The sequence below is a fragment of the Streptomyces sp. NPDC050546 genome, from assembly GCF_044457425.1.
GTDB lineage: Bacteria > Actinomycetota > Actinomycetes > Streptomycetales > Streptomycetaceae > Streptomyces.
In genome coordinates this window covers 487,465-495,129 of sequence record NZ_JBITGX010000006.1, presented here as the reverse complement: position 1 = coordinate 495,129, position 7,665 = coordinate 487,465, and the positions used below count along the sequence as shown (strand labels likewise).

The following is a 7,665-nucleotide window of genomic DNA, read 5'->3' as shown; positions in this document are numbered from 1 at the left end:
GCCTTGCTGTGGCAACACCTCTTCTGGTTCTTCGGCCATCCAGAGGTGTACATCATCGCGTTGCCGTTCTTCGGCATCATCTCCGAGGTCATTCCGGTCTTCTCCCGTAAGCCGATGTTCGGTTACACGGGTCTGATCGGCGCGACCATCGCGATCGCGGGTCTGTCCGTGACGGTGTGGGCCCACCACATGTACGTCACCGGCGGTGTGCTGCTGCCGTTCTTCTCCTTCATGACCTTCCTCATCGCGGTCCCGACCGGTGTGAAGTTCTTCAACTGGATCGGCACCATGTGGAAGGGCTCGTTGTCCTTCGAGACACCGATGCTCTGGGCGACCGGCTTCCTGATCACCTTCACCTTCGGTGGTCTGACCGGTGTCATCCTGGCCTCGCCGCCGATGGACTTCCACGTCTCCGACTCGTACTTCGTGGTGGCCCACTTCCACTACGTCGTCTTCGGCACCGTGGTCTTCGCGATGTTCTCCGGCTTCCACTTCTGGTGGCCGAAGTGGACCGGCAAGATGCTGGACGAGCGCCTCGGCAAGATCACCTTCTGGACCCTGTTCATCGGCTTCCACGGCACGTTCCTGGTCCAGCACTGGCTGGGCGCCGAGGGCATGCCGCGCCGTTACGCGGACTACCTGGCGGCCGACGGCTTCACCGCGCTGAACACGATCTCGACGATCAGCTCGTTCCTGCTCGGCATGTCGATCCTGCCGTTCTTCTACAACGTGTGGAAGACGGCCAAGTACGGCAAGCCCGTCGAGGTCGACGACCCGTGGGGCTACGGCCGCTCGCTCGAGTGGGCGACGTCCTGCCCGCCGCCGCGGCACAACTTCATCACCATGCCGCGGATCCGCAGTGAATCCCCGGCGTTCGACCTGCACCACCCGGAGATCGCCGCTCTCGACCAGCTCGAGAACGTGGGCCACGGTGACAAGGCCCTCGCCGGCGGCAAGGAGGCCGGCAAGTGAAGATCCAGGGCAAGATGTTCATGTGGCTGAGCGTCTTCGTGCTCGTCATGGCGGTCGTCTACGGCTACTGGTCGAAGGAGCCGGCCGGTACCACGGCCCTCTTCCTGGCCTTCGGCCTGTGCATCATGATCGGCTTCTACCTGGGCTTCACGGCCAAGCGGGTCGACGTCGGCGCACAGGACAACAAGGAGGCGGACGTCGCGGACGACGCCGGCGAGGTCGGGTTCTTCAGCCCGCACAGCTGGCAGCCGCTCTCCCTGGCCATCGGCGGCGCCCTCGCCTTCCTGTCGGTCGCCATCGGCTGGTGGCTGATGTACTTCTCGCTGCCGATCATCCTGGTCGGCATCTGGGGCTGGGTCTTCGAGTACTACCGCGGTGAGAACCGCACCCAGTAACCCGCGCCCAGCGCCACAGGGGCCCGGACACTCCGAGAGGAGCGTCCGGGCCCCTGCCCGTTGCCGCAATACATGTCACTCGTACGAGTCTCTCGGCGTGCCGCTGTTGACGGGCCTTCCTAGCGTGAGGTCATGAGCCACACAGCGATAACCCGGCCCCGCACCGTCGTCAGTTGCACGCTGCTGGTGATAGCCCTCAGCGCGGGCGTCATCACCGCCTGCGGCTCGGACGGCAACCCCCTCGCCCACCGCCCCTACGACGCGGCGGACCAGATCTCCTTCAACGGCCCCCCAGAGGGCCGCGAGAAGGCCGACCCGGACAAGCCCCTGGAAGTGGTCGCCGAGGACTCCGACGGGCGGATCACGGACGTCACGGCCTACGACGCCACCGGACGCTACCTCGCGGGCGAACTGGCCGCCGACGGCAGCCGCTGGCACAGCACCGCGCCGCTCGCCGCCAACGCCGGCTACACGGTCCGTGTGAGCACCGAGGACGAGGACGGGGCGCCCGGCCGCAAGGTCCTCACCTTCGACACGGGCAGGCCCACCACCAAGAAGCGCCTGGACGTCACCTTCGGTCCCAAAGCGGGCACCTACGGCGTCGGCCAGCCCGTCACCGCCGAGCTGAGCCGGCCCGTCAAGGACAGGGCCCAGCGGGCCGTCGTCGAACGCGCGCTCAAGGTCTCGTCCATGCCCGCTGTGGACGGCGCCTGGCACTGGGTGGACGACAAGAAGCTCCACTACCGCCCGAAGGACTACTGGCCCGCACAGGCCACCGTCCAGGTCCGCAGCAACCTGGAGGGCATCAAGATAGGCGACCGCCTCTGGGGCGGCGGCAAGGCCAAGCCGGTGACGTTCGGCACCGCCGACAAGCTCATAGCCGTCACGGACGCCTCGGCCCACCAGATGACGGTCTACAAGAACGACGAGATCGTCCGCCAGATACCGGTGACCACGGGTATGCCCGGCTACGACACCCGCAACGGCGTCAAGGTCGTCCTGGCCAAGGAGGGCACCGTCCGCATGACCAGCGCCAGCATCGGCGCCTCGGACTTCTACGACCTGATCGTCCACCACTCGGTGCGGGTCACCAACAGCGGCGAGTACGTCCACGCCGCCCCCTGGTCGGTCGGCTCCCAGGGAGCCGCCAACGTCAGCCACGGCTGCACCGGCATGAGCACCGAGAACGCCGCCTGGTTCTACGACACCGTCCGCGAGGGCGACATCGTCAAGGTCATCAACTCCGGCGGCGACACCATGGCCCCCTTCGGCAACGGCTTCGGCGACTGGAACCTCGACTGGCAGAAGTGGCGCACAGGCAGCGCCCTCCTGGGCGGCACCCCGGACGGCCCGGCAGCGGCCGACAGGGCCCGACTGCGCCCACAGAGCGTCTGAACGCCCTCAGGGGCTCGTCCCCAGGGGCGCGGGGAACCGCGCGACAAGCCACAACCCACCCGCACCCGCCACACAACCGGTCGAACCGAGCCCCTAGGCGTTCAAGGCCTTCTTCTCCCGCAGCAAAGCAGCCAGCGCCGCCGCGAACTCCACCGGCTCCACCGGCAAGGTCACCGCCGACTCCGCACGACTCCAGGTCGCCAGCCACGCGTCCTGCGGCCGCCCGATCAGCAGCAGCACGGGCGGGCAGTCGAACACCTCGTCCTTGATCTGCCGGCAGACGCCCATGCCCCCCATCGGCACGGCCTCACCGTCCAGCACACAGACGTCGATCCCACCCCGGTCCAGCTCCCGAAGCACCGCGTCCGGAGTCGCACACTCCAGGAACTCCACCACAGGAACGTCCGGAGCCGGCCTCCGTCCCGTGGCGAGCCGCACCTGCTCGCGGGTGTTGGAGTTGTTGCTGTAGACCAGCACCGTGGCGGTCGGCTGCATTGTTCCTCCGTGACGTCAGCGTCGTAAGGACAGGCCCGATGGGCGGGATGCTACTCCCTTGAACACCACGTCAACACCGGTACGACAGGCGAAGACACTCCGAACGGCACCCCCCGGAGTGAGGGCGGGATAAGCGACCGACATAATGTCGGTCGTGGCGACAGCAACGACAGCAGAAACCGGGCACGCGCACCCGTCGGTCAACCGGCCGAACCTCACCAGCGTCGGAACCATCATCTGGTTGAGTTCCGAGCTGATGTTCTTCGCGGCCCTCTTCGCGATGTACTTCACCCTGCGATCGGTGACGGGTCCCGATCACTGGAAGGAGATGGCCGACCATCTCAACTTCCCGTTCTCGGCGGCGAACACCACCATCCTGGTGCTCTCTTCCCTCACCTGCCAGCTCGGCGTCTTCGCCGCCGAGCGCGGTGATGTGAAGAAGCTCCGGATGTGGTTCATCGTCACGTTCGTGATGGGTGCGATCTTCATCGGCGGTCAGGTCCTCGAGTACACGGAGCTGGTCAAGGAGGCGGGCCTGTCCCTGTCCTCCGACCCCTACGGCTCGGTGTTCTACCTGACCACCGGCTTCCACGGCCTGCACGTGACAGGCGGTCTCATCGCCTTCCTGCTGGTCCTCGGCCGGACCTACGCGGCCAGCAGGTTCACCCATGAGCAGGCGACCGCCGCGATCGTCGTGTCCTACTACTGGCACTTCGTCGATGTCGTCTGGATCGGCCTCTTCGCCACGATCTACATGATCAAGTAGCAGGGCCCACATCCACGCGTGCTCCATGAAGCGCGCATCCCAGAAGCATCGACGCAGAAGATCCTGACACCGGGGTAATCCGTGAAAAAGCTCTCCGCACGACGACGCCACCCGATGGCGGCGCTCGTCGTCCTACTCCTCGCGCTGGCATGCACCGGGGGGCTGTATGCCGTGTTCGCACCGACGAGCCCGGCGAAGGCCGACGAAACCGCCCAGTCCCTCACCATCGAGGAGGGCAAGAAGCTCTACTCGGTCGGCTGCGCCAGTTGCCACGGCACCGGCGGTCAGGGCACCTCCGACGGGCCGAGCCTGGTGGGTGTGGGCGCCGCGGCCGTCGACTTCCAGGTGGGCACCGGCCGGATGCCGGCCGCCACCTCGCAGGGCCCGCAGGTCCCGGCGAAGAAGAACATCTACTCGCAGGCCGAGATCGACCAGCTCGCGGCGTACATCGCCTCGCTGGGCGCCGGTCCGTCCATCCCGACGGAGGAGCAGTACGGCCCCGAGGGCGCCGACATCGCCGAGGGCGGTGAGCTGTTCCGCACCAACTGCGCGCAGTGCCACAACTTCACCGGCAAGGGCGGCGCGCTGACGCACGGCAAGTACGCGCCGACCCTCGAGGGCGTCTCCGCGAAGCACCTCTACGAGGCCATGCAGACCGGCCCGCAGAACATGCCGTCCTTCCCCGACACCACGCTGTCGGAGGAGAACAAGAAGGACATCATCGCTTACCTCGACGCGGTCAACAGCGACCAGACCGAGAGCCCCGGCGGCCTCGAGCTCGGCGGCCTCGGGCCGGTCAGCGAGGGCCTGTTCGGCTGGATCTTCGGTCTCGGCGGACTGATCGCCGTCGCCGTGTGGGTCGCCGCCCGGACCGCAAAGGCCAAGAAGTCATGAGTAGCCAAGACATTCCAGAAGAGAACCTGCCCGCCGAGCACGCGGGACGTGACGAGCACGGGCACGACGCGGTGAGCGTCCCGGACGACAAGCACCCGTTCGCCGACCCGGGCCTGCCTCCCCACGAGCACCGGGTCCAGGACGTCGACGAGCGGGCCGCCAAGCGGTCCGAGCGTACGGTCGCCCTGCTGTTCACGGTGTCGATGCTGGCCACGGTCGCCTTCATCGCCGCGTTCGTGGCGATCCCGGTCGACAAGTCGGTCTTCATCTTCCCGCTGGGTCACATCAGCGCCCTGAACTTCGCGCTGGGCATGACGCTCGGCATCGCGCTGTTCTGCATCGGCGCGGGCGCCGTCCACTGGGCGCGCACCCTGATGTCCGACGTGGAGGTCGCCGACGAGCGGCACGCGATCGCGGCGACGCCCGAGGTCCGCGAGAAGGTCTTCGCGGACTTCAAGCAGGGCGCCAAGGAGTCCGCGCTCGGCCGCCGCAAGCTGATCCGCAACACCATGCTCGGCGCGCTCACGCTGGTGCCGCTCTCCGGTGTCGTGCTGCTGCGCGACCTCGGCCCGCTGCCCGGCACCAAGCTCCGCCACACGCTGTGGTCCAAGGGCAAGCTGCTCGTCAACATGAACACGGACGAGCCGCTGCGTCCCTCGGACGTCGCGGTCGGTTCGCTGACCTTCGCCAAGCCCGAGGGCCTGGAGGAGCACGACCACGACTTCCAGAACGAGATCGCCAAGGCCGCCCTGATGATCGTCCGGATCCAGCCGGAGAACATCAAGGACAAGCGCGAGCTCGAGTGGTCGCACGAGGGCATCGTCGCGTACTCGAAGATCTGCACCCACGTCGGTTGCCCGATCTCCCTGTACGAGCAGCAGACGCACCACGTGCTCTGCCCCTGCCACCAGTCCACCTTCGACCTCTCCGACGGTGCGCGAGTGATCTTCGGTCCCGCCGGTCACGCCCTGCCGCAGCTCCGCATCGGCGTGAACGACGAGGGCTATCTTGAGGCGCTCGGCGACTTCGACGAGCCCGTCGGCCCTGCTTTCTGGGAGCGCGGATGAGCACTGCACAAGAACGCCGCAAGGCACCCGCCGGTGAGCGGGTCGCCGACTGGGCCGACGGCCGCCTCGGGATCTACTCCCTGGCCAAGGCCAACATGCGCAAGATCTTCCCGGACCACTGGTCCTTCATGCTGGGCGAGATCTGCCTCTACAGCTTCATCATCATCATCCTCACGGGTGTGTACCTGACGCTGTTCTTCCACCCGTCGATGAACGAGGTGGAGTACCACGGCAGTTACGTCCCGCTCCAGGGGCAGCTGATGTCGGAGGCGTTCGCCTCCACCCTGGACATCAGCTTCGACGTCCGCGGCGGTCTGCTCATCCGGCAGATCCACCACTGGGCGGCGATCATCTTCCTCGCCGGCATGTTCGTGCACATGATGCGCGTCTTCTTCACCGGCGCGTTCCGCAAGCCGCGTGAGATCAACTGGATGTTCGGCTTCCTGCTGTTCGTCCTGGGCATGTTCACCGGTTTCACCGGCTACTCGCTCCCGGACGACCTGCTCTCCGGCACCGGTGTCCGCTTCACACAGGGCGCGATCCTGTCCGTGCCGATCGTGGGCACGTACATCTCGATGTTCCTGTTCGGCGGGGAGTTCCCGGGCACCGACTTCGTCGCCCGGTTCTACTCGATCCACATCCTGCTGCTGCCGGGCATCATGCTCGGGCTCGTGGTCGGCCACCTGATCCTGGTCTTCTACCACAAGCACACCCAGTTCGCGGGTCCCGGACGGACCAACAAGAACGTCGTCGGCATGCCGCTGCTGCCGGTCTACATGGCCAAGGCCGGAGGCTTCTTCTTCCTGGTCTTCGGTGTCATCTCGGCCCTCGCCGGCATCGCGACGATCAACCCGATCTGGGTCCTGGGCCCCTACCGACCCGACCAGGTGTCGACCGGTGCCCAGCCCGACTGGTACATGGGCTTCGCCGAGGGTCTGATCCGTGCGATGCCGGGCTGGGAGGTCAACTTCTGGGGCCACACGCTGGTCCTGGGCGTGTTCATCCCGCTGGTGCTCTTCGGTGTCTTCCTCGGGATCATCGCCCTCTACCCGTTCATCGAGTCGTGGGTCACCGGGGACAAGCGCGAGCACCACATCCTGGACCGTCCGCGCAACGCCCCGACCCGCACCGGTGTGGGTGTCGCCTGGGTCACCGGCTACATCATCATGCTGATCGGCGGTGGCAACGACATCGTCGCCACGCACTTCCATCTGTCGATCAACTCGGTCACCTGGTTCGTCCGGATCGGGTTCTTCCTCGGACCGGTCCTCGCGTTCATCGTCACCAAGCGCATCTGTCTCGGCCTGCAGCGCCGGGACAAGGAGAAGGTGCTGCACGGCCGCGAGTCGGGCATCATCAAGCGCCTGCCGCACGGTGAGTTCATCGAGGTGCACGAGCCGCTCAGCCAGGAGCAGATGTACACGCTCACCGCGCACGAGCAGTACCAGCCGGCCGAGATCGGTCCGACGACCGACGAGAACGGTGTCGAGCGCAAGGTGAAGGGCTCCGAGAAGCTGCGCGCCAAGCTCAGCGAGTCCTACTACGGCGAGGGGGCCCAGATCCCCAAGCCCACCGCCGAGGAGTACCGGGAGATCACGAGCGGCCACGGCCACCACTGATCGCTGCTTCGCCACGCCACAGAAGGGCCCCGTCCGGTGTTCGGACGGGGCCCTTCGCGGTG

At 66.7% G+C, this 7,665-nt stretch carries 8 protein-coding genes; 7 read left to right on the top strand and 1 reads right to left on the bottom strand.

Going from position 1 to position 7,665, the window contains the following annotated elements:
- From ACIBK5_RS18285 to ACIBK5_RS18275, 3 genes are all read left to right on the top strand, one after another.
- Window positions 1-972 (top strand): cbb3-type cytochrome c oxidase subunit I (locus ACIBK5_RS18285; protein WP_399020806.1); only part of this gene is annotated, 972 nt, incomplete at its 5' end.
- On the top strand, window positions 969-1,367 hold the full coding sequence (locus tag ACIBK5_RS18280; RefSeq protein ID WP_391104923.1) for a cytochrome c oxidase subunit 4: 399 nt from the start codon (window positions 969-971) through the stop codon (window positions 1,365-1,367). The genes ACIBK5_RS18285 and ACIBK5_RS18280, both read left to right, overlap by 4 nt.
- A 132-nt stretch (window positions 1,368-1,499) precedes the next feature.
- The gene (locus tag ACIBK5_RS18275; RefSeq protein WP_399020803.1) at window positions 1,500-2,762 is read left to right on the top strand and encodes an Ig-like domain-containing protein; all 1,263 of its coding nucleotides are present in this window, start codon (window positions 1,500-1,502) and stop codon (window positions 2,760-2,762) included.
- Between the two features lie 93 nt (window positions 2,763-2,855).
- On the opposite strand, the gene ACIBK5_RS18270 is transcribed toward ACIBK5_RS18275, so the two are convergent.
- Window positions 2,856-3,257 (bottom strand): hypothetical protein, encoded by a 402-nt coding sequence (locus ACIBK5_RS18270; RefSeq protein ID WP_399020802.1) that lies wholly within the window; start codon window positions 3,255-3,257, stop codon window positions 2,856-2,858.
- Between the two features lie 145 nt (window positions 3,258-3,402).
- Here ACIBK5_RS18270 and ACIBK5_RS18265 point away from each other — a divergent pair, with 145 nt between their 5' ends.
- From ACIBK5_RS18265 to ACIBK5_RS18250, 4 genes are all read left to right on the top strand, one after another.
- Window positions 3,403-4,023, top strand: coding sequence for a heme-copper oxidase subunit III (locus ACIBK5_RS18265; RefSeq protein ID WP_399020800.1), 621 nt, complete (start codon window positions 3,403-3,405; stop codon window positions 4,021-4,023).
- A gap of 81 nt (window positions 4,024-4,104) precedes the next feature.
- Window positions 4,105-4,917 carry a c-type cytochrome gene (locus ACIBK5_RS18260; protein WP_399020798.1) on the top strand — a complete coding sequence of 271 codons (813 nt, stop codon included), beginning with the start codon at window positions 4,105-4,107 and terminating at the stop codon, window positions 4,915-4,917.
- Window positions 4,914-5,984 (top strand): Rieske 2Fe-2S domain-containing protein, encoded by a 1,071-nt coding sequence (locus ACIBK5_RS18255; protein ID WP_399020797.1) that lies wholly within the window; start codon window positions 4,914-4,916, stop codon window positions 5,982-5,984. Before ACIBK5_RS18260 ends, ACIBK5_RS18255 begins: the two co-directional genes overlap by 4 nt.
- Window positions 5,981-7,603 (top strand): cytochrome bc complex cytochrome b subunit, encoded by a 1,623-nt coding sequence (locus ACIBK5_RS18250; RefSeq protein ID WP_399020795.1) that lies wholly within the window; start codon window positions 5,981-5,983, stop codon window positions 7,601-7,603. The genes ACIBK5_RS18255 and ACIBK5_RS18250 overlap by 4 nt, the downstream gene beginning before the upstream one ends.
- Window positions 7,604-7,665: the final 62 nt, after the last annotated feature.